19 protein-coding genes are annotated in these 26633 nt (G+C 71.8%); 4 read left to right on the top strand and 15 right to left on the bottom strand.

Translation table 11 applies throughout. From position 1 onward, the window contains the following. Nucleotides 1-389 (bottom strand): CobW family GTP-binding protein (locus A949_RS0131070; protein ID WP_026005214.1); only part of this gene is annotated, 389 nt, incomplete at its 3' end. A 259-nt stretch (nt 390-648) separates the two neighbouring features. Between A949_RS0131070 and A949_RS0131065 the strand changes: the two genes are divergently transcribed. Together A949_RS0131065 and A949_RS35185 are read left to right on the top strand one after the other, a co-directional pair. Then, nucleotides 649-1632 carry a sucrase ferredoxin gene (locus tag A949_RS0131065; RefSeq protein WP_019359970.1) on the top strand — a complete coding sequence of 328 codons (984 nt, stop codon included), beginning with the start codon at nt 649-651 and terminating at the stop codon, nt 1630-1632. Between the two features lie 245 nt (nt 1633-1877). Further along, the gene (locus A949_RS35185; RefSeq protein ID WP_019359969.1) at nt 1878-3614 is read left to right on the top strand and encodes an ATP-binding protein; all 1737 of its coding nucleotides are present in this window, start codon (nt 1878-1880) and stop codon (nt 3612-3614) included. A gap of 51 nt (nt 3615-3665) precedes the next feature. Here the strand turns inward: A949_RS35185 and A949_RS0131055 are convergent, their stop codons facing one another. The 3 genes from A949_RS0131055 to A949_RS0131045 all read right to left on the bottom strand — a co-directional run bounded on the left by A949_RS0131055 (nt 3666) and on the right by A949_RS0131045 (nt 8088). After that, a complete protein-coding gene (locus A949_RS0131055) occupies nt 3666-5345 on the bottom strand; it encodes a solute symporter family protein (RefSeq protein ID WP_019359968.1) in 1680 nt (559 codons plus the stop codon). Then, a complete protein-coding gene (locus A949_RS0131050) occupies nt 5342-5863 on the bottom strand; it encodes a DUF485 domain-containing protein (protein WP_237735952.1) in 522 nt (173 codons plus the stop codon). The genes A949_RS0131055 and A949_RS0131050 overlap by 4 nt, the downstream gene beginning before the upstream one ends. A gap of 101 nt (nt 5864-5964) precedes the next feature. After that, nucleotides 5965-8088, bottom strand: a complete 2124-nt coding sequence (locus tag A949_RS0131045; RefSeq protein WP_026005213.1) for a DNA gyrase/topoisomerase IV subunit B — start codon at nt 8086-8088, stop codon at nt 5965-5967. Between the two features lie 520 nt (nt 8089-8608). Here A949_RS0131045 and A949_RS0131040 point away from each other — a divergent pair. Then, nucleotides 8609-8839, top strand: a complete 231-nt coding sequence (locus tag A949_RS0131040) for a DUF7455 domain-containing protein (protein WP_026005212.1) — start codon at nt 8609-8611, stop codon at nt 8837-8839. 390 nt (nt 8840-9229) lie between these two features. Here A949_RS0131040 and A949_RS0131035 read toward each other — a convergent pair whose 3' ends face one another. The 6 genes from A949_RS0131035 to A949_RS0131010 form a co-directional block, all read right to left on the bottom strand. Beyond that, complete coding sequence (locus A949_RS0131035; RefSeq protein ID WP_019359964.1) at nt 9230-10072, bottom strand: trypsin-like serine protease; 843 nt, start codon at nt 10070-10072, stop codon at nt 9230-9232. A 433-nt stretch (nt 10073-10505) separates the two neighbouring features. Next, entirely contained in the window at nt 10506-12116 is a 1611-nt protein-coding gene (locus tag A949_RS0131030; RefSeq protein WP_026005211.1) for an RNA polymerase sigma factor, read from the bottom strand. Nucleotides 12117-13536: 1420 nt separating this feature from the next. Then, entirely contained in the window at nt 13537-14565 is a 1029-nt protein-coding gene (locus A949_RS0131025) for a FadR/GntR family transcriptional regulator (RefSeq protein WP_026005210.1), read from the bottom strand. Between the two features lie 273 nt (nt 14566-14838). After that, nucleotides 14839-17565 (bottom strand): ATP-binding cassette domain-containing protein, encoded by a 2727-nt coding sequence (locus A949_RS0131020; protein ID WP_019359961.1) that lies wholly within the window; start codon nt 17563-17565, stop codon nt 14839-14841. A 122-nt stretch (nt 17566-17687) separates the two neighbouring features. Then, entirely contained in the window at nt 17688-18446 is a 759-nt protein-coding gene (locus tag A949_RS0131015) for an NUDIX hydrolase (RefSeq protein WP_019359960.1), read from the bottom strand. Between the two features lie 99 nt (nt 18447-18545). Next, a complete protein-coding gene (locus tag A949_RS0131010; protein ID WP_019359959.1) occupies nt 18546-19772 on the bottom strand; it encodes a DUF4192 domain-containing protein in 1227 nt (408 codons plus the stop codon). A gap of 140 nt (nt 19773-19912) precedes the next feature. On the opposite strand from A949_RS0131010, the gene A949_RS0131005 reads away from it, so the two are divergent. Next, entirely contained in the window at nt 19913-22105 is a 2193-nt protein-coding gene (locus A949_RS0131005) for a RecQ family ATP-dependent DNA helicase (protein WP_019359958.1), read from the top strand. Nucleotides 22106-22309: 204 nt separating this feature from the next. On the opposite strand, the gene A949_RS36980 is transcribed toward A949_RS0131005, so the two are convergent. From A949_RS36980 to A949_RS0130980, 5 genes are all read right to left on the bottom strand, one after another. Further along, nucleotides 22310-22930 carry a hypothetical protein gene (locus A949_RS36980; protein ID WP_078534520.1) on the bottom strand — a complete coding sequence of 207 codons (621 nt, stop codon included), beginning with the start codon at nt 22928-22930 and terminating at the stop codon, nt 22310-22312. 112 nt (nt 22931-23042) lie between these two features. Then, complete coding sequence (locus A949_RS0130995) at nt 23043-23720, bottom strand: ribonuclease HII (RefSeq protein ID WP_019359956.1); 678 nt, start codon at nt 23718-23720, stop codon at nt 23043-23045. Nucleotides 23721-23924: 204 nt separating this feature from the next. Next, nucleotides 23925-24947: an ADP-ribosylglycohydrolase family protein gene (locus A949_RS0130990; protein WP_019359955.1), complete on the bottom strand. Its 1023-nt coding sequence runs from the start codon at nt 24945-24947 to the stop codon at nt 23925-23927. 12 nt (nt 24948-24959) lie between these two features. Continuing rightward, a complete protein-coding gene (locus A949_RS0130985; RefSeq protein WP_019359954.1) occupies nt 24960-25619 on the bottom strand; it encodes a histidine phosphatase family protein in 660 nt (219 codons plus the stop codon). 15 nt (nt 25620-25634) lie between these two features. Then, nucleotides 25635-26243: a YdbC family protein gene (locus tag A949_RS0130980; protein ID WP_019359953.1), complete on the bottom strand. Its 609-nt coding sequence runs from the start codon at nt 26241-26243 to the stop codon at nt 25635-25637. Nucleotides 26244-26633: the final 390 nt, after the last annotated feature.

The raw sequence follows: 26633 nt of genomic DNA, 5'->3' as shown, positions 1-26633 counted from the left end.
ACGATGTGCGGGCTGGAACTGGCCAGCACCATCCGGATCAGCGTCTCCGGTTCGGCCACCCCGCTGGCCTCGATCACGATGACGTCCATCCCGGCCGCGGGCCGCGCGAGCACGTCGAGGACCTCGTCCATGTCACTGGTGTCCACCGCGCAGCACAGGCAGCCGTTCCCGAGGGACACCATCGCGTCCACCTGACCGGAGACAGCCATGGCGTCGATCTCGATGCTTCCGAAATCGTTCACGATCGCGCCGATGCGGGTGCCTCTGGCGGTGCGCAGCAGATGGTTCAGCAGTGTGGTCTTCCCCGAGCCGAGGAACCCGGCCAGCACCACGACCGGGATCCGGCCGCCCACCGCGCCCCGTCGCGATCCGGTCTCCGTGCCGCGCACGCCTGACGAACCTCCTGCCTCGTACCGCTCCGGCGGCTCCGCGGCTCCCTTCCGGCGGCCGCGGAACGCGTGCCGATCGTACCGAAGAGGACTCGGCGGTGCTCCGCGCAGGGCATCCCGGACTCTCCGTCCGAAGCGCGGGCGGGAGCGCGCCGGAGAGGCATGCCGGGCATGTCCACCAGGGGGCGGGCGGGCGGAGGTCCGGGCACGCGGGAGCGCGCCGGCGCACACCGCCGCACGCCAGGTTAGGCTCGCCTGCGTGAGCACGTGTGCGACCGCTTCCCGGGACCTGGCCGAGCCTCTCGCGGGCACGGCGGCGACAGCCCGCACCTGGCTGCTGATCGAGCAGCCGGGCCCCTGGGGCAGGAAGGCACTGACCCAGAGCCGCCTGGACCCCGACCTCGGGCAGGCGCTCGACGCGGCGGCGAGCGCGCACGGCGGCCGGGTCGCCCTGATCCGCCGCCCCGGACGGCACGCCGAGAGCGCCACCGCCGCGCGACACCGGGTGTTCCTCGCCCGCACCGTCCCCGGCGACTCGTGGATCCGTACGACGACGCTCCGGGGCGACGGCCTGGCGGCGCTGCGCGAACTGGACTTCGCGGCGCTGGACACCGCTCCCCCGGAGGCGCGATCCGCGCCGGGGGACACCGCGCCTCCGGGCCCCTGCTGGGAGCCGTACGAGGGCGATCCCCTCGCCCTCGTGTGCACCAACGGCAGGCGCGACCGCTGCTGCGCCCTGCTCGGGCGGCCGCTGGCGGCCGAACTGGCGGCGTCCGGTGGGGCGGACGTCTGGGAGATCACCCATATCGGCGGCCACCGGTTCGCACCCACCCTGCTGGTGCTGCCCCACGGCTACGCGTACGGGCGGCTCACCGCGACGGCGGTGAAGGGCGTGGTGGACGCCGTCCGGGACGGCCTCGTGCTGACGGACGGCTGCCGCGGCCGGTCGGCCTGGGACCGTCCGGGACAGACGGCCGACCTGGCGGTACGTGAGCGCACCGGCGAAGCGGCCGCGCACGCGCTGACGGTGTCCGCGGTGCGCCCGGAGCCCGCGCGGCACGGCCGCGAGGAGCGGCGCTGGCAGGTGACCGTCACGCACGTCGACGGCCGCCGGTGGAACGTGGCCCTGAGCGAGCGCTCCGGAGGTCCTCCGCTTCCGGCGAGCTGCGGTGCCGCACCGGCCGCACCGGTGCGCATGGACGTGGTCCGGTTCGAGGAACTGCCGGCCCCGCACCCCGACTGAGGACGTCAGCCGGAACGGCGGGGACTGGCGAGGCCCGGAGGGGTGGCCGTCCGGTACAGCTCCGGTGCGGGACGTCCGACGGGGAGGACTTTCCCCACGGATGGCTGCTGGGCCGCAACTGCCTCGGACGCATCCGGGCCGGGAGCGTCCGCTGTGGTGCGGCCGTCGGCACGGGTCGGTACCGTCCGGGACGTCCTCCGTCCGGGGGACCCGCAGCCCGTCCCCGCCCGCCGAGAGGTTGCCCCGTGACCCCCACCGGCACGTCCCCGCCCCGCAGCGCCTCCGCCTCGGACCCGCCCGGACCGCGGCCGCCGGAACGTCCGCGCCCGCTGCGCACGCCCGGCTGGCCCCGGCGCGTCTCGTCCCAGGTGCTGCTCATGCAGCTGGCGGTGGTCACGGGAGTGACGGCTGTGGCGACCGGGCTCTTCCTGGCACCCTTCAGCGACCAGCTCGACGACCAGGCGTCACGCCGCGCACTGGCCATCGCCCAGGCGACGGCGGCGGAGCCGGGGCTGGACGACCTGCTGACCGACGTCGCGGGCCCGCGGCCGGACGGCCCGGTCCAGCGCGTCGCCGAGCGCGTCCGGCAGGCTACCGGTGCCAGCTACATCGTCGTACTCGACACCCGGGGCATCCGCTGGTCGCACCCGGAGCCGGGCCGTATCGGCCACCGGGTCTCCACCGATCCCGGCCCCGCACTGGCGGGCCGGGAGGTGCACCACATCGACGAGGGCACGCTGGGCAGATCGGCCCGGGGCAAGGTGCCGCTGCGGAACGCCGAGGGACACGTCGTCGGAGCCGTCTCGGTCGGTATCGCCTACGACAGCGTGCGCGACCGCTTCACCCGCGCCCTGCCCGGTCTGCTCGCCTACGCGGGCGGCGCACTGGGGGTGGGCGCGCTCGCCGCGCTGCTCGTCTTCCGCAGGCTGCAGAGGCGCACCCACGACGTGGCGTTCTCGGACATCACCGCGCTGCTGGCCGAGCGGGAAGCCGTCCTGCACGGCATCCGGGAGGGTGTGGTCGCGCTGGACGCGGCCGGACGGCTGCGGCTGGTCAACGACGAGGCGCAGCGGCTGCTCGACCTGGGCCGGCAGCACCTGGGGATGTCTCCGCACGAGGCCCTGGGCCCCGGCCGCACGGCCAGGGTGCTGGCAGGAGAGGTGCCGGGGCCGGATCTGCTGACCGTCAGCGGCGGCCGGGTGCTGGTCGCCAACCGGATGCCGACCGACGACGGCGGTGCCGTCGCCACCCTGCGCGACCGGACCGAGCTGGAACTCCTCGGCCGGGAGCTGGACGGCTCGCAGGGTCTGATCGACGCGCTGCGCGCTCAGGACCACGAGCACGCCAACCGGATGCACATCCTGCTCGGACTGCTGCAACTGGGCCTGGTCGAGGACGCGGTGGACTATCTGAGCGATGCCGTCGGTGTGCACCGGGCGACAGCCGAGGAGATCTCCGAGCACATCCGCGACCCGATGCTCGCCGCGCTGCTCGTCGGCAAGGCCACGGTGGCCGCGGAGCGCTCGCTCTCCCTGCGCATCGCACCGGGCACCCTGCTGCCCGACCGGCTGGTGGACCCACCGGAGCTGACCACGGTCCTGGGCAACCTGGTCGACAACGCCCTGGACGCGGCCGCCGGCCCGCCCGGCGGCCGCGTGACGGTGGGACTGACCCCCGACGAGGGGCCGCGGGGGACGGGCCTCACGCTGCGGGTGGCGGACAGCGGTCCCGGCATCCCCGCGGCACACCGCGAGGCCGTCTTCACCGAGGGCTGGTCCACCAAGGAGCCGCCCGCGCACGGCCGCCGGGGCCTCGGGCTCGCGCTCGTCCGGCGGCTCGCCGAGCGGCACGGCGGCAGTGCGCGGGTGGGCGAGAGCCCCGACGGCGGTGCCGAGTTCACCGTCGTCCTTCCGGAGGCCATGCATCCGCGGGAGTCCGGGGCCGGCCGCGGACCGCGCCGGGGCGAGCCGCCCGTGGGATGAGGCGGCCGCGCCCGGCTGACGCCGCCCGACCGGGCGGAGGCAGGGGGAGGATCACACCGCGCCCGCTCCCGTGAGGGAACGCACCTCGGACTCGGCGTAGCGTGCCGGGTCCGCGTCGCCGCGGGAGAGCAGGGTGCCCAGCCAGCCCGCGAGGAAGCCCAACGGGATGGAGACCAGGCCGGGGTTCTCCAACGGGAAGCAGGCGAAGTCCCGGCCGGGGAAGAGAGCCTGCGGGCTGCCCGAGACGACCGGTGAGAACGCCACCAGGACCACCGCGGGCAGCAGCCCGCCGTAGACCGACCAGACGGCTCCGCGCGTGGTGAACCGCCGCCAGAAGAGGGCGAACAGCAGGACAGGCAGGTTGGCCGAGGCCGCGACGGCGAAGGCGAGCCCCACCAGGAACGCCACGTTCAACTCCTGCGCGAGCAGACTCAGCCCGATGGCGACGGCACCGACGACCACGGCGGCGACACGGGCGACGAAGACCTCGTCCGTCCGGTTGCCGTCGCCGCGCTGCCGCTTCCGGCCGCCGCCACGCCGCCGCGGGGCGTGCGGGGCCCCGGCGGGGTCACCCCGCCCGGCGGCGGTACCGGGCCGGGCGCACGACGCGTACAGGTCGTGCGCCGCGGCGGCCGAGGCGGCCAGGGTGATCCCCGCGACCACGGCCAGAATCGTGGCGAAGGCGACGGCGGCGACCAGGGCCGTCAGTGCGGCTCCCCCGGTGGAGTCCGCGCCGCCGCCCAGCTCGGCCGAGAGCAGCGGGACGGCCGTGTTGCCCCCGGGACTCGACCGGCGCACCGCGTCCGAGCCCACCAGCGCGGCCGCACCGGTGCCGAGGACGATCGTCATCAGATAGAAGCTCCCGATGAGCCCGATCGCCCACACCACCGACCGGCGGGCCGCCCGCGCGGTCGGCACGGTGTAGAAGCGGGCCAGGATGTGCGGGAGTCCGGCCGTGCCCAGCACGAGGGCCAGGCCGAGGCTGATGAAGTCGAGCCGGGAGGCCCACCCGGCGCCGCCGTAGCGCAGACCGGGTGCGAGGAAGTCCGCACCGTGGCCGCTGCGTCCGGCCGCGCTGGTCAGCAACTGGGCCAGGTCACCGCCGAAGCGCAGCAGCACCAGGATGCTGAGCGCGAGCGCACCGCCCATCAGCAGCACCGCCTTGACGATCTGGATCCAGGTCGTCGCGCGCATCCCGCCGCAGATGACGTAGAAGACCATGAGCGCGCCCACGCCCAGCACCGTCCAGGTGTGCACGGCCGCTCCGTGGCCGCCCAGCAGGAGCGCCACCAGGCTGCCCGCACCCACCATCTGCGCCACCAGGTACAGCACCGAGACCACCATCGAGGAGCACCCCAGCGCGATCCGCACGGGCCGTTCGCGCATCCGTACGGCGACCACGTCGGCGAGGGTGAAGCGGCCGCAGTTGCGTACCAGTTCGGCGACGAGCAGCAGCACGAGCAGCCAGGCCACCAGGAATCCGACGGAGTAGAGCATCCCGTCGTAGCCGTAGAGCGCGATCAGTCCGGCTATCCCGAGGAAGGAGGCGGCGGACATGTAGTCGCCCGCGAGGGCGAAACCGTTCTCCAGGGGGGTGAAGAGCCGGCCTCCGGCGTAGAACTCCTCCGCCGAGCCGCGCCGCCTGCTCCCGGCCCAGCTGGTGATGGCCAGGGTGGCGGCCACCACGGCGCTGAACAGCAGCAGCGTCAGGGACTGATGATGGCCACTCACCTCGCGGCCTCCCCGATCGTCCCGGACGCGGCGCCACCGGGCCCCCCGGCCGCCGCGACCGCGCCGCGGGCCATGTCCTGGGTCTCCCAGCGCAGTTCGAGCGCGAGCCGGTCCCTGCGCAGCCGGGCATGTCGGGCGTAGAGCCAGGTCAGCAGGAATGTGGTGGCGAACTGTGCGAGGCCGGCGACCATTCCCACGTTCAGCACACCGGCCACGGGTCTCGCCATCAGACCGGGTGCGCAGACGGCGAGCAGCACATAACCGAGGTACCAGAGCAGGAACGCCGCGCTGGCGGGCAGTGCGAAGCGCCGGTAGCGGCGGCGTACCTGCCGGAAGGCGGCGCTGCGCTGGACGGTGGGATAGACGCCGTGCACGGCGGACGGCACCGGCTCCCGCCGGGGAGGCGGTGCCGTCCGCCGGGGCGGGGTGTCGACAGGAGTGCCGTGGACCTCGGCGCCGCCCGTGGCGAGGGCGTCGTGCCAGGGATCGTCGATGCGCATGCCCCAGAATGCGCGCATCCTGAAGATCACCTTCAGCGCAATCCCACCCCTTCACTCCTTCAGGTGAAACCTGGTTCGGGAGTGCAGGGGTGGGGCGCCGCGGGCCGGTGGGCCGCCGGTCAGACGTCGATGCGGGAGCGGTCCAGTGTGGAGGCGGAGGAGCTGATGAACTCCCGGCGCGGGGCCACCTCACTGCCCATCAGCAGCGAGAACGCCTCCTCGGCGGCTTCCAGGTCGCTGATGTTGATCCGCCGCAGGGTGCGGTGCCGCGGGTCCATGGTGGTCTCCGCGAGCTGGTCGGCGTCCATCTCGCCCAGGCCCTTGTAGCGCTGGATGGACTCCTTGTAGCGGACCTTCTTGCTCTCCAGCTCCAGCAGCGTCTGGCGCAGCTCGTTGTCCGAATAGGTGTACAGGTACTTGTCCTGCCCCTTCTTCGGGTTGATCAGCTCGATGCGATGCAGCGGCGGCACCGCGGAGAAGACCCTGCCCTCCTCCACCATCGGCCGCATGTAGCGCTGGAAGAGCGTCAGCAGCAGGCAGCGGATATGGGCACCGTCCACATCCGCGTCGGCCAGGAAGATGACCTTGCCGTAGCGGGCCTGGTCGATGTCGAAGGTCCGTCCGGACCCGGCTCCTATCACCTGGATGATCGAGGAGCACTCGGCGTTCTTGAGCATGTCGGAGACCGACGACTTCTGCACGTTGAGGATCTTGCCGCGGATGGGCAGCAGCGCCTGGAACTCCGAGTTGCGCGCCACCTTGGCGGTGCCCAGCGCCGAGTCGCCCTCGACGATGAACAGCTCGGTGCGGTCGATGTCGTCCGCGCGGCAGTCGGCCAGCTTGGCCGGCAGCGCGGAGGACTCCAGCGCGGTCTTCCTGCGCTGCGCCTCCTTGTGCTGCCGCGCGGCGACCCGGGTGCGGGCCGCGGCGGCGATCTTCTCCAGCACCGCCCGGGCCTGGGCCTTGGCATCCCGCTTGGAGGAGGTCAGGAACGCCTTCAGCTCCTTGGCCACGACCTGTGTGACGATCCGCGAGGCGGCCGAGGTGCCCAGCACCTCCTTGGTCTGCCCCTCGAACTGGGGCTCCGCCAGCCGGACCGTCACCACGGCGGTCAGCCCCTCCAACGCGTCGTCCTTGACGACGTCGTCGTCGGCGACCTTGAGCAACCGGTGCGTACGCAGCGCCTCGTTGACCGTCTTGGTGACCGACCGCTCGAACCCGGAGACGTGGGTGCCGCCCTTGGGGGTGGCGATGATGTTGACGAACGACTTGAGCGTCGTGTCGTACCCCGTCCCCCAGCGCAGCGCGATGTCGACGCCCAACTCGCGCTGCACCTCGGTGGGGATCATGTGCCCGAGGTCGTCCAGCACCGGCACCGTCTCCTTGAAGGTGCCTTTGCCCTGCAGCCGCAGCCCGTCGCAGACCGCCCGGTCCGGTGCGAGGTACTCGCAGAACTCGCTGATGCCGCCGTCGTAGCGGAACGTCTCCTCCGCGACGCCTTCGTCCTCCAGGCGGCGCTCGTCCCGCACCACGATCGTCAGTCCGGGCACCAGGAAGGCGGTCTGCCGGGCCCGCGCGTGCAGCGTCTCCAGCGACAGCTTGGCGTCCTTGAGGAAGATCTGCCGGTCCCCCCAGTAGCGCACCCGGGTCCCGGTGCGGTTCTTGGGGATCTTCTTGCCCTTGAGCAGCCCGCTGGAGGGGTCGAACGGCGCATCGGGCCCGGACTCGGTGAAGATGCCGGGCACACCGCGGCGGAAGCTGATGCTGTGGGTCCTGCCGTGGAGGTCGACCTCGACGTCCAGCCGGGAGGAGAGCGCGTTGACGACCGAGGCGCCCACACCGTGCAGACCACCGGAGGCCGCATAGGCGCCGCCGCCGAACTTGCCGCCGGCATGCAGCTTGGTCATCACCACCTCGACGCCCGAGAGCCCGGTCTTGGGCTCCACGTCCACCGGGATGCCGCGGCCGTTGTCGCTGACCTCGACCGAGCCGTCGTCGTGCAGGGTGACCCCGATGCGGTCGCAGTGGCCGCCCAGGGCTTCGTCGACCGAGTTGTCGATGATCTCCCAGAGGCAGTGCATCAGGCCGCGACTGTCGGTCGAGCCGATGTACATGCCGGGCCGTTTGCGGACGGCTTCGAGTCCCTCCAGGACGAGCAGATGCCGCGCTGTGTAATTGGAACCGCCCTCGCGGTCTGCCCCGGTCAGCAGTGCGGTGGACGGCACGGACATATCGGCGGTCACGCGGTTCGCTCCTCGCTGAATTCTGCATGAGACGGCTGGGTTGCCGCGTCAGAGGGTACCGAGGCCCAAGAGGGCACGTGGCGTGCGACCCAGCGGACGGAACAGGAGAACTGCCATGCTATCCCACGTTCGATATCCTGTTCGATAAGAGCCCGGGTGCCGTACACATCACGTTCCCATCGAGGCATGAACCATTTAGGCTCCGGGCACGTCCTCCACAACGCCGGGTTGAACGGCTCGGAGTCGGAGGACGACACAACGCCACGAAACAGACCTGCCGGCGCCACTGGCAGAATCGGCCACCACCCACCGTCACAGACCGAACGACAGACCGAACACATCGACGGACCACCGACGGAAAGCCCCCAACCCCTGCAACACGGCCCATTCGCCGCCACCCGGCAACAATCCGGCCTCCCGGCGAAAAAAGTTCGGGAATGAAGGCCAGTGCGGGAACGTTTTCGGCCTGGTTGGATGTTGACCCTGGTACGACAGCTCGTCGAGCTAGAGAAGAGGCGACGTGACTACAGTTCTGACCCCCGCGACTCCGCTGACGGCAGCCGACCGCTGCGACCGGTGCAACGCTCAGGCGTATCTGCGCGTTGTCCTCGTGAGCGGCGGAGAGCTGCTGTTCTGCGCCCACCATGGCCGCAAGTTCGAGCCGGAGCTCAAGAAGATCGCCGCGGAGATACAGGACGAGACGGAGAAGCTCACCGCGGCTCCCGCCACCGCAGGCGAGGACGAACGCTGAGCTGCTGAGCCGAACCCTCGGCCTCCACGTCCGAAACGACGCTTTACGTCCGAAGCGACGCTTCGCGTCCACGTCCGACGAGCTTCCCCGGCGCAGGCCGGATCCGGCGGGCGGTCCTCCCCACGCGGGAGGACCGCCCGCCCTCGTCATTTCCGGCTCTCCCGGGGGCCGAGCCGGGACGTCCGCTACCGGCACCTGACGCCTGTCGGCGCCGGATGACTCCCGCCTCGACATCTCCGGTGCACGACACACCGTGACTCTCTCGTCCGGACGGGTGACGAGAGCGAAGCCCGACCGGGCGGCACCCCCTCACGGGCCTCGCGCCCGTCACCCACCGTCGGCCACGGACCCCCTGGGCGCACACCCTCCGGAGTGCGCCCCGCGACCCTCTCAGCTCCCAGCCGGGGCCGGAGCGCCACTCTGGTCGCCGACGAAGGATCGAACCGCGGAGATCCGCGTATAGACACCGGGACGCCCCGCCTGACCGCAGCCGATCCCCCACGAGACGAGTCCCACGAGCTTGCCCCGGGCGACCAGCGGACCTCCGCTGTCCCCTTGGCAGGCATCCTTGCCGCCCCGCTTCAACCCGGCACACATCATGGTCGCCGGGTCGTAGGTTCCGTCCAGCGAACCGGGATAGGCCCGTCGGCAGTCCGCGTCCGGGAGCACGTTCACCCGTGCGGCGTGCAGCGTGGTCGCGTAATCCGCGCGGCCGGTGGTGTCACCCCAGCCGTAGACCGAGGCCGGCGTACCGGCCCGGTAGCCGGAATCACCTTCCTGGGCCAACGGGAGGGCGGAATCCCCCGGCACGGAGGACGCCAGGTGCAGCACCGCGATGTCACCCCTGTTGGATGCCGGGTCGTAGTCCGGGTTGACCTCCGAGGACTCGACCGCGATCTCCTTGCCGGCCGTGCTCGTCAGATCCCCGCGCCCCGTGATCACCCGCAGATCGTCGACCCGGGAGGAGTCCGCCCCCAGCACCTCGCGGCTGAGGCAGTGCGCCGCCGTGACCGCCGTACGCGGCCCGACCAGGGCTCCCCCGCAGAACTGGCCGGAGCGCCGCGGTCCGAACCGGGCCCGGCTGGAGAGCGCCACCACCCAGGGGTGGGCCTCGGCACTCACCGGGGAGCCTCCGATGACGACCTTGCCGGGGCTCGAGTCGTGGGTGGGGGACTGCGCGACGGATTGCGGGGCCACCGGAGCGAGCAGCGCCGCTATGAGCACCGCCCCCACGACGAGGGGGCGACTTCCGGGGCGACCCGGGACGCGGCGGGCTCCTGTTCGCTTACAGCGCATCGATCGCATGAGACCGGCCTCCTGACCGTACGGAACTCTCTGGCTACCCAGGGTGTTCCGGGTCCACGCGAGTCGCATCCCGGGAGGCTCGGGACAAGCGCCGGACACTCACACGGACGAGCGACCGCGGGGGCCGGACCCGCCCCGGGCAACGCGCCGGCGCCGCCGGTTCTTCGCCGTCGGTTCCGCTGCCCGCGGCCGGCGCTGCCGGTACTCCGACACCGGCGCGCGGACACCACCCGCCTGCCGGGCGCCGGAGTCCCGCGCGTCGGGAACGGCAGCACTGAGGCCGGTGACCCCGAATCGAGGGTTCACCGGCCTCAGTGCTGCCGTTCCAGCAGTTCGTCCAGTTCGTCAGTCCCGCAGCCCGTCAGTCCAGGTAGTCCCGCAGCACCTGGGACCTGGAGGGATGACGCAGCTTGGACATCGTCTTGGACTCGATCTGCCGGATACGCTCACGCGTGACGCCGTAGACCTTGCCGATCTCGTCGAGCGTCTTGGGCTGGCCGTCGGTCAGACCGAAACGCATCGAGACGACGCCCGCCTCACGCTCGCTGAGCGTGTCCAGCACGGAGTGCAGCTGCTCCTGCAGAAGCGTGAAACTGACCGCGTCCGCCGGGACGACCGCCTCGGAGTCCTCGATCAGATCGCCGAACTCGCTGTCCCCGTCCTCGCCCAGCGGGGTGTGCAGGGAGATCGGCTCCCGGCCGTACTTCTGGACCTCGACGACCTTCTCCGGCGTCATGTCCAGTTCCTTGGCCAGCTCCTCCGGGGTGGGCTCGCGGCCCAGGTCCTGGAGCATCTGGCGCTGCACTCGGGCGAGCTTGTTGATGACCTCGACCATGTGCACCGGGATCCGGATGGTGCGGGCCTGGTCGGCCATGGCGCGGGTGATGGCCTGGCGGATCCACCACGTCGCGTACGTCGAGAACTTGTAGCCCTTCGTGTAGTCGAACTTCTCGACCGCACGGATGAGACCCAGATTGCCTTCCTGGATCAGGTCCAGGAACAGCATTCCGCGGCCCGTGTAGCGCTTGGCCAGCGAGACCACCAGACGGAGGTTGGCCTCCAGCAGGTGGTTCTTGGCGCGGCGCCCGTCCTCGGCGATGATCTCCAGCTCCCGCTGGAGCTTGGGGGCCAGCTTCTCCTCGACGGCCAGCTTGTCCTCCGCGAAGAGGCCGGCCTCGATCCGCTTGGCGAGTTCGACCTCCTGCTCCGCGTTGAGGAGCGGCACCTTGCCGATCTGCTTGAGGTAGTCCTTGACCGGGTCGGCCGTGGCGCCCGCGGCGGCGACCTGCTGGGCCGGCGCGTCGTCCTCGTCATCATCGGAGATGACGAAGCCTTCGTTCTCGTTCTTGATCTCGGCGGCAGGCCCGTCCTCGGGGCCCGGCTTGGCCGCGGGCTTGGGAGCGATGTCCTCCACCAGCTCCTCGTCGCCTTCCAAGAGTTCGTCGACGACGTCGGACTTCTTGGCTGCGGTCTTCTTGGGCGCGGCCGCCTTCTTTGCCACGGTCTTCTTCGCCGCGGTCTTCTTCGCGGCAGCCTTCTTCGCGGGCTTCGGCGCGACGTCCTCCCCGGCAGCCCCCTGCTCCGGCGCGGCGGCCGCGACAGGAGCCGGGGCAGCAGCCGGGGCGACAGGAGACGCGCTCGCCGGAGCGGGCTTCTTGGCCGGAGCGGGCTTGGCAGCGACCGTCTTGGTGGCGGTGCGCTTGGGCTGGGTCTTCGCTGCGACGCTCTTGCGGGTGCGCTTGGGCGCCTCGGCTGCACTCACCATCAGCGTCACACCCTCCTCGTCGAGGATCTGGTTGAGGCTGCGCAGGACGTTCTTCCACTGGGTTGGCGGAATCTGGTCAGCCTCGAAGGCCCGGCGCACGTCGTCGCCGGCGATCTGCCCCTCAGCCTTCCCTCGCTCGATGAGCGCCATCACGGACTCGGATTCGGCGATCTCCGCGGGGAGAGTACGGGATGTGCTGGCCGACACGAACAACCTCTCGGAACGATGGAAACGGCGGACCGTCGGCGGGGATGAACCGACGGCGCAGGCGGAGCAGTGGAGAAACTTCGGGCACGAACAAGAGCCCCGGACGGAGCGCCCGTATTCCCTCCTCCGCTGTCACCTCTTGAGTCATCGCAGGGGAACGGGAAGCGTTACGCCCAATTCACGTGGCCCGAGTCACACCACATACACCCCATACGTGTGAATATCTGGATGAAAAGGTTACCCGACGCGTCGGCGAACCCCGTGCTGGACCGTTCGACGGCTGCCCAGGGAGGCCGGGGACGGGCGGTGGACGGGCAACGGATGGGCAGGGAACGGATCCCGAACGGGGCCGCGAACACTGAGACGATCACGAATCCGGCACCTGATCCACTCCGGATCTCCGGACATCTCCGGACGCGCCTGTCGGCGCTCGGTCCGGCACCATCCGTTCGGCGTCTCGTTTCCACGCCCCGGAGGCGCCCCCGGGCGGCACATTCCAGCGGTACCGCCTGAGCACGTCCCGGAGGCGCGCACCGAAGACGTCCGAAGGCCCGGGAGAACAAGAGCCTCGCCCCCGCCCTGCGACCGGCCTTGGCACAGGGCATGCCCCGGCCGATCCACGATCCGGGTCCCGGCCGGTCGGGGCCGTCCACCCGAGCCGAACCGAACCGGAGCGGATCCGACCGGCTGAGTCGGACCGGGTCGGCCGGGAAACGGAGCGGGACCCGCTCGGGTGCGCGCAAGCGCCTTCGGCCGCGGAGCGGCGAATTCCCGGGCGCGTTCCGGCCGCCGGACCTCGGCGCACGGTCGTCCGCACCGGCGACGGCGACCGGCCGTGCCGGAGCGCGGAGACAGTCCGGACGGAACGCCCCGACCGGATCCACGAGGCGGCCCAGGCGCCGGATCCACATGGCGGCCCAGGCACCAGGCTCCGCATCGGCATGCGGACGGACCTGCACGGAGACGCACCGTCCCGGGACCGCGCGCAGTCGGCCCGGACCGGCGTTCCGCGCGTCCGGAGGTGCCGGACACGGGCCGGGGCCCACCGCACGACGGATGAGCGCCGTACGGCCGGAGCCGCAGCAGCAACGAGCCCGAACCGACGAGCGACACCGACGTGCCCGAGCCGGGAGACCGCCTCGTGGTCGCGGGGCCGAGGCGCGGAGCCCGGAACGAGCGGCCTGCCGGGGCAGGTACGACCCGATCGGACGCGGCGGGGCGAGAGGGCGGACCGGGATCGGCAGCCTCGTCCGTATGCCGCGGCAGCTCCCGCCCGTCCGGCCACTCCGAACCGGTCGCGTCGACGAGCCGAAGCGCGAGCCACGCGGGCGATACGGGACGAAGCGGGGTGGTGCGGAGCACCGGGCGGGCGCTGAGGGGCTCGACACCGAGTGGTCGGCCCCGAGCGCGCCCGCACCGGTCAGTGCTCGCGAGGGGCGGGCACCACATGGTCCGCCCCGCCCGGGGCGCCGGTGCCACCCGGCTGACCGGGCTGCGCCGCCCCGGCAGGCACCCCGTGGGTTCCCTGCTGAGCGGCCTGCGCCGGCTGTGCGGACTGGCCGGAGGCGGCCTGAGCGGGCGCGCCCTGCGCCGGCTGTGCGGCGGCCACCGACTCGCCGCCCCCGCCCAGCACCTGGCGCATGGCGGACTCGGCGACAGCGGACTCACCCGAGACGAGCGCGTCGACGACTCGGCGGTGGTGGGTGACGGTGTCCTCGGTGGGGTGGTCGCAGCAGGCGGTGGGGCCGCCCGAGACCTGCAACGCGGAGGAGACGATGCCGGAGAGGTGCTCCAGCATCCGGTTGCCTGCCGCCTGGAGGATGAGCCCGTGGAACTCCGCGTCGGCGCGGGAGAAGGTGAGGGCGTCGCCCTGCGTGTGCGCGTGGCCCATGATCTCCACCATGTCGCCGAGGCGCTGATGGACGTCGTCGTGGCTCTCCCCGGCTGCGAGCCGGGCTGCGAGGGGCTCGATGGCCCAGCGCAGCTCGCACAGCTCGCGCCGCTGACCCTCGCGCTGGGGGCCGAAGGCCCGCCACTCGATGATGTCGGGGTCGAGCAGGTTCCAGTCGCTGACGGGCCGGACCCGGGTGCCGACGTTGGGGCGCGCGCTCACCAGGCCCTTGGCCTCGAGGACGCGCAGGGATTCACGCACGACCGTGCGGGAGACCTCGAACCGCTGGCCGATCTCCTCGGGGACGAGCGGACGGTCCGCTCCCAGGTCCCCGGAGACGATCATCTGGCCGAGCTGCTGGACGAGTTGACCGTGCAGGCCCCTGCCTCGGCTACCGGACGCACGTCGGCCCACTCGGTTCATGTCTGCCTCGGAACCCTCCCACGCCGAGGCGTTGGTTGTCGTGCGTGCCGTTCCCGTCGACTCGGCGTATGCGTAGCGGTCCAGCTCGCCCGGTCCTGCGAGGCCGGTGTCGACGGGGCGAGCCGCGGTCATCATGGAGTGCGCAAGGGTAGTCACGACCACTTGTGTCGGCCGAGGTCAGCGCAGTCTTGAGGGCTTTGGTGAAAAGCACACGAAAGGGTGATCGTTGACTGCCATGCAATTGACGCCTTATCGGAAAGAACGGACCACATCACTGGTGGTCAGAGCCATCCGCGGGCCGGCGGTGCCGGATTGGCCCTCTTGACGAACGAACACCTGCCGGATCGGGGAAATTTCCGTCGGCGAGCACACCAACCGCGCCTCCCCGCACGGCCGTCGCACCCGGGACTACCGCTGCCGCGGCCGGCTGCGCAGGGAGGTGAGGGCGTACAGGCAGAACAGCACCGTGACGGACAACGCGAGGGCTCGGCCGACCGGTTGTGCCGCGACCCCCATGGCCACCGCGCCCGACTGCTCCGCCGCCGAGGACCAGGGAAGGAGCATCGTCGAACGCAGCCGGTCCGAAAGCCCCTCGAACGAAGCGCCCCCGGGACCGACTGCGGCACTCCCCACCAGCGGCGCCACCACCGTCGGCACCGCCGCAACAGCAGCCACACCCAGCACCGTCGACCGGAAGACTCCGGCAGCCAGCAGCCCTGCCCAGGCGCAACCGACGCAGAGCGCGAGCAGGGCCAGGGCCTGCACCCCCAGCGAGGGGACCGGCTCCCCGGCCCCGGCACCGCCCGGAAGGGAGAGGCTGGCGAGGTCCGCGCCGTCGAAGGTGTGAGCAGGAAAGGTCGCGGCCAGTCTGTCCGGGCCGTAGAGCAGGCTCAGTGCCAGCGCGTTGCAGAGCACGGTCGCCAGACACAGGCCAACCGCCGTACCGGCAGTCACCCCGAGCTTGGCCACCAGCAGACCGAGCCTGCGCGGCACCGGGACATACGCCGGAACCAGCGCCGGGTAGCGGAACTCCTGGCCGAACGACAGGGCTCCCAGCAGTCCTGCGACGACAGCAGTCGGCGGCACCAGGAACGGCGAGCCCGGCGGCCACCCCGTCAGCAGCTTCAGCCCGGACGCGGTGCCAGTCGCCGGGACGGCCGGAACTCCCTCCGTCCCCGCGGTCACCGCGGAGATGCCCAATCCCGCCACCAGCGCCACGAGAATCAGCACCCACGACGTACGTACACCGAACAGCCGCATCAGTTCGTACCGGAGCGGCGCCACCGGCCCCGGTCTGCGCACCACAGCCGACAGCGGGAGCGCCGTCCCGCCGCCGACGGCCGTTCGCGCCGAACCGGACGAGCCGTAGGGGCCGGAGGGACCGGCCGGACCGGAGAAGCCGCCTGCCGGAGTGCGTGACCCGTTCCCGGCCGCCGACGTGTTCCCGGGCGGCGGATCCGTGGCGGATCCCGAGACCCCGTCCGCACCTTCCGAGGCCGAGGGCTGAATCGCGGCCGCGTTCGGCCCCCGGTCCCGGACCGCTGCGGCAGTCCGCTCCCGGGGTGCTGCGGAGTCGGCGCCTTGCGCGGGGGCGCGCGACTCCGTCCGGGCCGGTACCTCCGTCACCGAGGTCCGACCCGGCTCCGGAGCCGAGGCCGAGGCGGGCGCCGGGCCGGAGTCCGGAGAATGATCCGGCATCTGATCCGTGCCGAACGGCGAGAGGTCTGAGTGCGGAAGACCCGAGCCCCGGTGCGCCCGCCGGCTCCGATCGCTGCCGGGACCCGCAACCGCCTCCGTGTCCTCGTGCCCCGCCGGAACCAGAGCTTCTTCCTGGACCGTGGTGTGCTCGGCCGACGGAGCCTGCTCCTCCGCGCTCCGCCCCGGCCCGACCGGACCCGCTTCGGAGGCGTTCTCTGCCGCCTCCGCCTCCCGCCTGCCGCCGGTCTGCGGGCCGGCGTGCGACTCCCCTTCCGCGGCCGCACCGTCACTCCCCGGTGCGGAGCCGCCCGGCTTGTAGCTGCCGGGCGCGGGAACGCAGGCGTGCCCGGCAGAACCGGCCGCCTCCTCCTCTTCCTGTGCAACAGCTTTCTCAGCCGCCGGCACGCCGTGATCCGCGGGGCAGGCCCCGGCGCCTGCCCCGTCCGCTTCCTTCTCCCCGCCCTCAGCCGGTGGCTCCGGACTCCCCGGTTCCGTCCACGCTGCCCGTCCGTCCGCTCTGTTCAGCGGCCCTGGCCCGGAACGGTCTCCGACCTCCCCGACCTCGTCCGCCAGCAGATGCACGAGGATGCCGTGCCGGTAGGCGGACTCCCCCACCGCCGCGCAGTCGCTCCCGTAGACCGAAACCCGGCTGCCGCTCTCGCACACCACCTCCATCGCTCCGCGCCCGCCACCGGACCGCTCCCCGCCACGTGCCTCCTGCGACAGCACCGCGGCGAACCGCTCCGCGTGCGGCGTCCTGACCGCAACCCGCGGGCGGAGCCGGGTTCGTGAGAAGTCGGCCGCTGTCTGGTCGGCCACGAGACGGCCCCGGTCGACGGAGACCACCCGGTCCGCCGTCCGCGCGGTCTGCCTCGGGTCGCGCGAGGTGGCCAGTACCAGTCCGCCCTGCCGCGCATAGCCGCGCAGCAGCCCGTTCAGCCAGGTGGCTTCCCGTGGTGAAAGTCCCCGCGTCGGTTCGTCCAGGACGAGGGTGTGAGGGTCGCCCAGGAGCGCCGCCGCCATCCCGAGCCTGCGTTCCATACCCAGCGAGAAGTCGCCGAGCCGCTGATCGGCCAGCCCGCTGAGCCCGACCAGATCCAGCACCTCGTCAGCTCTGTCGAGCGGTACCCCCGCCACCGCGGTGAGCATCCGCAGCTGGCCCCGGGCAGTACGGGCCGGATGAGCGGGGACATCACCGAGCAGGACGCCGATCTCCCGGGCCGGGTGCGGAATCCGCTGCACCGGCCGCCCGCGGAAGAGGGCCACGCCCCGTCCCGGAACGAGTTGCAGCAACAGCCGCAGCGCCTCGCTCTTACCCGAACCAGCCGGGCCCAGCAGCACAGTGACCTCACCGGGGCGCGCCTCGAAGCTGAGGTCGTCGACATGCGGCGGACCCTTGCGCCGGACCGTGCTGGTGAGTCCGATGGCCTGAATCATCGCTTCTCCCGCAGAACGCGTGGCAGACGCACCTCTGCACGATAACGCGATATTTCCGACTTTCCGGGTAGCCGCTCGGCTCGTTCCCGTCCGGAAGCAGGGCCGCAGCGGAGCGTTCGGCCTCAGACCTCCGGTCGCAGCATCGGCGGGTTGAGCAGTGTCGCCCCTCCGGCGCGGAACAGCTGGGCAGGTCGCCCTCCTTGCCTGGTCGTCGTTCCACCGGTCGGCACCAGGAAGCCCGGGGTGCCCGTCACCTTGCGATGGAAGTTCCGGGGGTCGAGCGCCACGCCCCAGACTGCTTCGTAGACCCGTCGCAGCTCCCCCACCGTGAACTCGGCCGGGCAGAAGGCGGTGGCGAGCGAGGAGTACTCGATCTTGGATCGGGCTCTCTCCACCCCGTCCCGCAGGATCTCACCGTGGTCGAAGGCGAGCGGTACCTGCTGTTCCTCCGCTTCCCGGTCGGCCCCGTCCGCCGCTTCGAGGAGCGCGTCCGTCGCCGTCCACCGGGCGCTGCGCGCATCTCCGCCTGCGATGGGCGAGGGAAGGTCCGGCGCGAGGACGAGGTACGCGACACTGACCACCCGCATCCTGGGATCCCGCTGCGGCGCGCCGTAGGTGGCGAGCTGTTCGAGATGCGCCCCCGCGTCCTGGTCCTCGAGCGCCTGCGAGCGCAGTCCGGTCTCCTCGGTGAGCTCCCGCCCCGCAGCGGACTCCAAGTCCTCGTCGTCCCGCACGAACCCACCGGGCAGCGCCCACCTGCCCTGATAGGGAGGCTCCCCGCGGCGCACGACAAGTGCGTACAGCGCGTCCTTGCGGACGGTGAGCACCACAAGGTCGACGGTGACAGCAAAGGGCGGGAAGGCCGACGGGTCGTAGGGCATGGCGTGATCATAGTCGTCTCCTTGACGATAAACAGTCCGTTCCGAGGCAGCGGCATCCGCACCTCCTCCGTCTTTCGCAGGGCCGGAAAGAACTGCCGCTCAGCAGCTTGCACCGTCCGCCTCCCCGGCGGGCGGTCCGTCCTCGTCCTCCTCGTGTTCCGCCTCTCCTCCGTTCCTGAGGCAGCGCCGCACCAGCTCGGGATCGAGCCCCTCGTTGCAGGCGTGGTGAAGCAGCTGGGCGAAGAGGTAATCAGGGTCGGTCCGCAGAGCCAGGCCCAGAGCGACGCGGGCCGTCGGAATGTCTCCGGCCTCCCAGGCGACCCAGCCGGCCAGCGCGATCAGCGGTACCCCGTGTCCGGTGTAGGGTCCCGCGCAGCGCCGGGCAAGCGCCCGCCAGAGCCGAAGCGCGTGCGCGGATTCCGCACCGTCCATCGACGCGGCGACCTGGTCGCGGGTCTCCCGGTCCTGGATGGCGAGGATCACCGAGGCACATTCCTCGTGGCCGAGCAGCCCGTCGTCCTGCGCGTCCTGCGCGGGTGTCTGCGTGGAGGCATCGGGCGATCGGCGCTGGAAGCGCTCCAGGAGCCGTGCGAGGAGCGTCAGGGTCTCGGCACGCACCTGCCGACGTCCCTCCTCGGAGAGCATCCGCACCGTGAGTTCGGCATCGGCGCCGTCCAGGACACGGATCTGCTCCTCGGCGAACGGCGGCCCCAGCGGTGCCAGTCGCCGCTCCATGTCCCGGAGTGAGCCGTGCATCGGCATTCCGGCGTACGCGGCTGCGGCCGCCATGGCCGAGGTGCCGGAATGGTCCATGGGAACGCCGTCGGGCGGGCAGCAGCCCGGGTCGGGACAGCAGTAGGAGAAATACCTCCCCGCCGAGAGGCACAGCGCCTCGTACACGGGCATCTCGAGTTCACCGCAGGCGCGCCGCAGGTGCTGCACGAGGGGACGCAGCCGCTCCATGACCTCCCTTCCGGTGCGCTCTGCATCCGGTTCCCGGCACAGGAACAGCACGGCTCCGTCGGGACGGGTGCCCCGTGCCCGTGAGCTGGAGTCGAGGCATTCGGCGAGCTGGGCGGCGAAAGCGGCCCAACCGCTGTCGGCATCGGGGATGCCGACCCTGAGGCGCCCGCCGAACCGCCCCCGCTCGCCGTGGAGGGCGACGACCACGAGAGAGTCGTCCGGGTAGAAGCCGAGGAGGTAGGGAAGCGCTTCGGCGAGTTCGGAAGGACTGCGCAGGGAAACGCTCGGTTGTGCGGAAGGAGCGGTCCGCTGGGAGGGAGCGGTCGGTTCGCTGCCGCTGGATTCGCGGTCGTGCTGTGTCATGCCCCGAAGGTGCCCCCGCCCCGGGACTTCCGGCCGCCGGTTGTCCACAGCCGAGACCATCCACATGGTTGTCATATCGGTCGGGGGTTATCCACAGACCAGGTTCCGCACATGTCCGAGCCATCGGGTTGCATGGACGCATGAGTGATACGAAGCTGCGGCAGGCCGCAGACGCGGTGCTGGCCGATCTTGTCGGTGACCGCGAGGGGACGGCCCGGCTGCGCACGGATCAGTGGCGGGCCATCGAGGCGCTGGTCGCGGAGCGGAGGAGAGCGCTGGTCGTGCAGCGCACCGGCTGGGGGAAGTCCGCGGTCTACTTCGTGGCGACGGCACTGCTGCGCAAGCGCGGCGCGGGTCCGACGGTGATCGTCTCTCCGCTGCTGGCGCTGATGCGCAACCAGGTGGAGGCGGCCTCCCGGGCCGGGATCCGGGCCCGCACGATCAATTCGGCGAACCCCGAGGAGTGGCGGACCATCGAGTCCGAGATCGCCGACGGACGGGTCGACGTGCTGCTGGTCAGCCCCGAGCGTCTCAACAATCCGGAATTCCGCGATCATGTGCTGCCCGGTCTCACCACCTCCACCGGTCTGCTCGTCGTGGACGAGGCGCACTGCATCTCCGACTGGGGCCACGATTTCCGTCCGGACTACCGACGGCTGCGGACCATACTCGCCGAGCTGCCGTCGGGCGTCCCGGTGCTCGCGACAACCGCCACGGCCAATGCGCGGGTCACGGCCGACGTCGCCGAGCAGCTCGGTACCGGCAGAGCGGCGGACGACGGCACCGACGCGGACGCGTCTCCCGCCCTGGTGCTGCGCGGCTCCCTGGACCGGGAGAGCCTGAGTCTCGGTGTCCTGCGGCTGCCCGACGCCGCGCACCGCCTGGCCTGGCTGGGAGAGCACCTGAAGTCCCTGCCGGGGTCGGGCATCGTCTACACCCTCACCGTGGCGGCCGCCGAGGAGGTGACGGCCTTCCTCCGCCAGTGCGGACACGAGGTGGCCTCCTACACGGGCCGCCAGGAGAACGCCGACCGCGAGGCCGCCGAGAACGACCTCCTCGCCAATCGGGTGAAAGCCCTGGTGGCGACGTCAGCTCTGGGCATGGGCTTCGACAAGCCGGATCTCGGTTTCGTGGTCCACCTGGGCTCGCCCTCCTCTCCGATCGCTTATTACCAGCAGGTCGGCCGTGCGGGCCGCGGTGTCGAGCACGCGGAGGTGCTGCTGCTTCCCGGCCAGGAGGACGAAGCGATCTGGCGCTACTTCGCCTCGCTGGCCTTCCCCCCGGAGGAGCAGGTGCGGCGGACCCTGGAGGTGCTGGCGGCCTCCGAGTCCCCGATGTCGCTGCCGGCCCTGGAACCCCGGGTGGAGCTGCGTCGCTCCCGCCTGGAGGTGATGCTGAAGGTGCTCGACGTCGACGGCGCGGTGCAGCGGGTCAGGGGAGGCTGGGTCGCCACCGGCCGACCCTGGCACTACGAGGCCGATCGGTACGAGTGGGTCGAGCGGCAGCGGCAGGCCGAGCAGCGGGCGATGCGCCACTACACCGAGACGACCGACTGCCGGATGGAGTATCTGCGGCGAGAGCTGGACGACGAGTCGGCGGCACCATGCGGGCGGTGCGACAACTGCACCGGCAGCAGATTCAGCCCGGAAGTCGACGAGTCACTCGTGGCAGCAGCTCGCGGAGAGCTGAACAGGCCGGGGGTGCGGATCGAGCCGCGGAAGATGTGGCCCACCGGAATGCAGTCCGCCGGCCTGGATCTCAAGGGGCGGATCCCCCAGCAGCAGCAGGCGTCACCCGGCAGAGCCCTCGGACGTCTCTCCGACATCGGCTGGGGAAACCGGCTGCGGCCGCTGCTGGCCGAACAGGGCGGCGACGGACCGGTACCGGAGGATGTGCTGCGCGGCGCGGTGACGGTTCTCTCGGACTGGGCCAAGGGACCCGACGGCTGGTCCTCGGGAGAGGGCGGCGAGGCACCGGAACGGCCGGCCGGCATCGTGGCGGTCGATTCCCGGACCCGCCCGCAGTTGGTGCGGTCCTTCGCGGAACGGATCGCGGACATCGGCCGGATTCCGCTGCTCGGTGCGATCACCTGCGCGGACGAGTTCGGGATGCTGAACGGCGCGCGCAGCAACGGCGCCCAGCGGCTGCGCGCTGTCCACGAGGCGCTGATGCTGCCTCCGGAGCTGGCGGAGTCCCTCGCCGCCCTGGAGGGGCCGGTCCTGTTGGTGGACGACTACACCGCCACGGGGTGGACGATCGCGGTGGCAGCGCGGATGCTCCGCCAGGCCGGTGCCAAGGAGGTGCTGCCGCTGGTCCTCGCCACCCAGAACTGAGACCGCGGGCGGACCGAAGGGAGGGGCCGACCCGGCCGACCGCCCGCGGCACTCACCCTCGGTCCGAGGCGGTGGGGAGCGCAGCTCGGGGACGGCGCCGGTGCCGGTCACCCCGGGCACCGGCCGGCCCCGGCGCGACCGGGCAGGCTGCGGACTCGCCTCGGCTGCTCCTCGGACCCGAGGCCGCCGCGGCGAGGGCAGACATCACAGCAGTGCGCGTACGCGCTCGGGATCGCCGCAGACGATGAGCTGCTCGGTTGCCTTCTCCAGAGCTGCGGGCAACGCCGCGGTCGCCTCGGGGTCGGTGCCGCCGTTGACGGCGAGCAGCACGATGGCTCGCTGGGCGGTGCGGGCGACGGCAGAGGCGTGGGCGCAGAAGACATCCTCCGCGTCGGCCAGTTGGCGCCAGTAGGAATCCTCACCGAAGGAGAGTTCATGCTCCGCCCACGGATGCTGACCGCCGGTGGTCAGCAGCAGGATCTCGCCGGGCGCCCGGCCTTCGTCGAGAAGCTTGTCGACGGTCTCGTCGGCGACTTCCACCGCCGTCGCGTCGGTGGCCGCGACCAGCTGGATACGGGCCGAGGCTGGCGCGGCGGGTGACGTGGCCGGGGTGGAGGGCTTGTCGCCCTGCTGGGGGCCGCCGGGGCGGCCCGGTGTGTGGGGGCCCTTGCTGTCGGTGCGTGGCGGTGCGGGGCGCGGTGCCTGGCGGGGGCCGGGAACCGGGGCTGCGGTGCGGGATGCCTGCGGAGTTCGGGATGCTCCCGCTGAGGCGCGGGTGCCCGGGACGCTCTCGTAAATCTGTGGCTCCTCGGGAGTGAGAGGCATGAGGTGTTGTCTATCAAATGACGGAAACAGGCGTATCAGCGGGTACTGGTTGCGCGGATATTCCCGCGACGGGATCCGGTACTTCGTGACGGCGCCGTCCGGTTGTGCCGGTTCAGAAGAGGCCGATCTGTGCTGTGGGCTCGCTCCGGTTGCGCTTGAGATGTTTCCAGCGGGTCAGGGCATCCATATACGCCCATGACAGCCGGTGGTAGGGGGTGGGGCCGCTGCTTTCCAAAGCGGCCCGGTGGACGGGTGAGGGATACCCGGCGTTGTCCTCGAATGCGAACTCGGCGTGCTCTGCGGCGAGTCCGGCCATGAGGGCGTCGCGGCGCACCTTGGCGATGACGGAAGCGGCCGCGACAGCGACACAGGACTGGTCGCCCTTGATCACGGTCCGCACCCGCCAAGGGGCTCCGAGGTAGTCGTGCTTGCCGTCGAGGATCACGGCATCGGGGCGTTCGGGCAGGCCGTCCAGGGCCCGGACGGCAGCGAGCCGAAGGGCGGCTGTCATGCCCTGCGCGTCGATCTCCTCCGGGGTGGAGTGACCGAGCGAATAGGCACTGACCCAACTGACCAGTTCTTCGGCGAGCTCACTGCGGCGGGGCTCGGGGATGAGTTTGGAATCGGTGAGACCGGCGGGAGGACGACGCAGACCCGTGATCGCGGCGCAGACCGTGACGGGTCCCGCCCAGGCTCCACGGCCGACCTCGTCCACTCCGGCGACGATCTTGGCGCCGGTGGTGGCGCGGAGCGAACGCTCGACGCGATGGGTTGGAGACTCGTACGGCATGGCAATAACCAGCGTATCCGCTGCGGGGGCCGTGAGTTCAGGGGAGTCCGACAAAGTTGGCCCCGATCTCGGAAAGAGTCCGGAATCCGGTGCCGGTGATCGCGGAAGGCGGTGGAACAGTGACGGAGCGTCCCCGAAACCGGGAGCAGCACCCCTCGGATTCCGGTCCGGGCGGCTCCCGGCCCGCGTGGCGGGCGGCCGGGCTCAGCGCACCGCCTCCAGCAGCCAGGCGGGAAACCGCTCCGTGCGCTCGTGCCACTCCCGCGGAGGAGCCGCGCCAGGGCCGGCGGCTGCCACGATCCCGCCGACGATCGCGCATGTGGTGTCCACGTCACCACCGGCGCTCGCGGTCGCCCAGAGCGCTGCCCGGAAGTCCCCCAGGTTCCGGGCGGCGGCCCAGAGTGCGAAAGGGACCGTGTCCTGCGTACTGGTGCGCCGGCCGCAGCCGAGAACCGCCGCGACCGTGCCCACGTCGGCGTAGTCGAGCAGATCCACGGCGCGGCGCAGCCCCGCCTGCACGGCGCTGCGGGGGACGAGTTCCTGGACCCGGGTGAGCAGGTGCTCGGCGGTCAGCGGAGCCGGTGCGGGTGCGGATTCGCCGCTGTCCGCGTCCGCCGTCCCTGCCGGGTCGGCGCCGGTACCGCGGCCGACGCCTTCCGGCACCGCGGGAGGACCGTGTTCCGCAGCGGCGACGAGAGCAGCCGCCGCCGCGACGGCCCGGGTACCCGCGACAGCCTCGGGGTGCCGGTGGGTGACCTCGGCGGAGCGTACGGCTTCGTCTGCCGCCCGCTCCGGATCGTCGGCGAACCAGGCACCCAGCGGGGCGACCCGCATGGCGCCACCGTTCCCCCAGGACCCCTGGCCGTCGAAGAGGGAGGCCGCCAACTCCCTCCAGTCCCCGCCCTCCTGGCGGATCAGGCGGAGCATCCGGTTCACCGCGGGGCCGTAGCCACGGTCGAAGTCGTGGCGCAGAGCGAAGGAGGCGGCCAGCGCGTCCTGGTCGGTGCGGCCGTGCGCCGCGAGTACGGCGACCACGGAGGCGGCCATCTCGGTGTCGTCGGTCCACTGCCAGTTTCCCGGGGGCGGTTCCCGGCGGCGCAGGTAGGTGAGGTTGGCGGGGACGAAGAACTGGGAGCCCAGAGCGTCGCCCACGGCCAGGCCGCGCAGGGCGGCAAGGGCGCGGGAGAGCCGCTCGGCGCGGGTGGGGTCGGACGGGAGTGCGCTCATGTACCGACGATGTTAGCTGGGGCCTCCGTAGGGACGGGGGTCCTGCCAGCGCTCGAAGGGCCGGTCGAGGTGGTAGCGGCCTTCAGTGCCGAGGAGGAGGGCGCGGGTCTCGCCGTTGCGCGGATTGGAGAGGCATTCGAACTCCTCCACCGTCCAGTGGAACCAGCGCATGCAGAACAGCCGCATCGTGAGTCCGTGCGTGACCAGCAGGACGTTCGGCGGATTGTCGGGCGCTTCGAAACTGCGCCACAGGCTCTCCAGGAAGGCCCCGGCCCGGTCGTAGACGTCGGCGCCGGACTCACCCTGGGCGAAGCGGTAGAAGAAGTGCCCGTAGGCGTCGCGGTACTTCTTCTGCTGGCGGACGTCGTCCCGGTCCTGCCAGTTCCCCCAGTCCTGCTCGCGAAGTCTGGGCTCCTCGCGCACCCGCATCTGGGCCGGACCGATCCCGAGCGCGGCGAGTGTCTCCCGAGTACGGCGGTAGGGGGACACGAAGGCCGAGACGCGCTCCTCGCCGAGGGTCTCGCGGAGCCGCCTGCCCGCCTCCTCCGCCTGCCGCCGACCGCGTTCGGTCAGTGGCAGTGCGTGATCGGGCACGCGTTCGTAGATGCTGTCGTCGGCGTTTCCCTCCGACTCTCCGTGGCGGAGCAGGATGATTCGGCGAGGACGTGCCATGGGCTCCACCCTAGGTCAGACGGTCCACGACGGCTCCAGGTCGATGACGTCGCCGGTGACGCGGGCGAGGTCGGCCCCGGTCCGGGCGCGCAGGGCCAGCCGCTCCACACGCTCCACTCGGTACTTTCCGTATTCGGCGGTGGAGTTCCACATCGACAGGACGAGGAACTCGTCCTCCGTGTTCGCCTGCGCGAAGACGCCGCGCAGCATGCCGGGCGAGCCCGCCATCGCCGGGTTCCACACCTTCTCCTGCATGAGCATGTAGTGCTCGATCCGGTCGGGCCGCACCCGGCAGTGCGCCACCCGCAGCAGGTCCGCGTCGGTGAAGACCGGACGGAAGCCGGTCTTCACATCGAAACGGTATTCGAAGAGCCTGGCCTGCATCTCCTTGTAGGTGCCGAGCTGGGAGGCGTGCAGCCGGTCGTGCGAGCGGGCCATGAAGGAGTCGTAGAAGGCCCTGCTCTCCCAGAAGCCGAAGAGGTGCGCGACCCCGTCCCGGGACCGGCTCCATCCCCCGCCCTGCCCGCGGAAGCCGGGTTCGCCCAGCAGTCCCGCCCACTTCCGCTGGGCCCGCGCGAATCCCGGGCGGTCGATGACCGTGCAGCGCATCCACTTGACCAGCACCGCGCTATCGTACGGCCATCCCGGTGAGCCCTCGGACCGGTCACGGGCGCAGGCGTGCACCGCACTGATGTGCGACAACGCTCACGTGAGCATCGTTCCCGCCGCCCAGGGGCCGGAGGCCGGGAGCGGAAGGTACGACGCCGCGGACCATCACTGGCGAGGCGCCGTCGGCAACCGCGCCCCTCCTCATACCCCGGTGCGCGCCCGCGACAGCCGGGCCGACGGCACGCGACAGCCCCGTGTCGGCGGCGCGGAGCAGCGGCGGCGCGGAGCAGCGGCAGCGCAGGCCGCGGCACGGCAGAAGCCGGCACAGCGAAGAGGGAGCCGGCCCGGGGCCGGCTCCCTCTCTCATGCGCGGGTCGACGATCTCAGCAGCGGATCCCGGAGGAT

Source organism: Streptomyces sp. AA1529 (assembly GCF_000280905.1).
Lineage (GTDB): Bacteria > Actinomycetota > Actinomycetes > Streptomycetales > Streptomycetaceae > Streptomyces.
The sequence above is the reverse complement of the archived record's forward strand: the minus strand, read 5'-3'. Positions and strand labels throughout refer to the sequence as shown.